Raw genomic sequence first — 790 nt, 5'->3', positions numbered from 1 at the left:
GCATTACACCTAGTTGAATTTAACCACATAACTGTAGACAAGTACTCAGCAGAGCAAATTCGAGAAATGTATCAAAACCAACTAACTAAGAAAGCAAGCTAACAAACATTCCCGAATACCACCTCTTAACTGCAGCAGCGGGATTTGTGTGACACACATTGTCAGCTAACAGAACCCGCTGCTTAATTGCTCGACTATAAACTTCCCAGATCTTGAAAAATCAGCTCGCTTACGCGTGCTGACGCTTTCGAAACTGCCTCTTTTATATCTGCCATTGTAATAGGCGTATCTGACAAACCTGCTGCCCAATTCGCACTCAAGGCAATACAGGCATAGTCCAACTCCAATTCTCTTGCTAGCGCAGCTTCAGGCATGCCCGTCATTCCGACCATATCGCAGCCTTCAGCCTTACAACGAAGTATTTCAGCTGATGACTCTAATCTCGGCCCCTGAGTAGCACCGTAAACTCCACCATCCAAGACATCAAATGACACCGCGCTTGCTGAGCGAAGAAGTTTTGCTCTCAATGTTTCAGAGTACGGCTTGGTGAAGTCGATATGATCAACAGTTTCGCAATGAATGCCATCATATATAGTGTGTTCACGCCCATAAGTGTAATCAATAATTTGGTCTGGAATGGAAAGATTACCCGGGCCGAGCTTTTCATGAATTCCGCCTACCGCGTTAATTGCGATAATTCTATCGACACCTGCTTGCTTCATGGCAAAGAGGTTGGCACGATAATTTATCAAATGAGGAGGAATACGGTGAGGATTACCGTGACGCGCCA

The 790-nt window shown here is 45.1% G+C and carries 1 protein-coding gene; it reads right to left on the bottom strand.

Translation table 11 applies throughout. From position 1 onward, the window contains the following. Positions 1-194: 194 nt before the first annotated feature. A partial coding sequence (locus tag A3757_RS03160) for an S-methyl-5'-thioinosine phosphorylase (protein WP_068739157.1) occupies positions 195-790 on the bottom strand: 596 nt, incomplete at its 5' end.

The sequence above is a fragment of the Oleiphilus sp. HI0117 genome (genome assembly GCF_001635235.1).
This window is presented reverse-complemented; position numbering and strand designations above follow the sequence as displayed.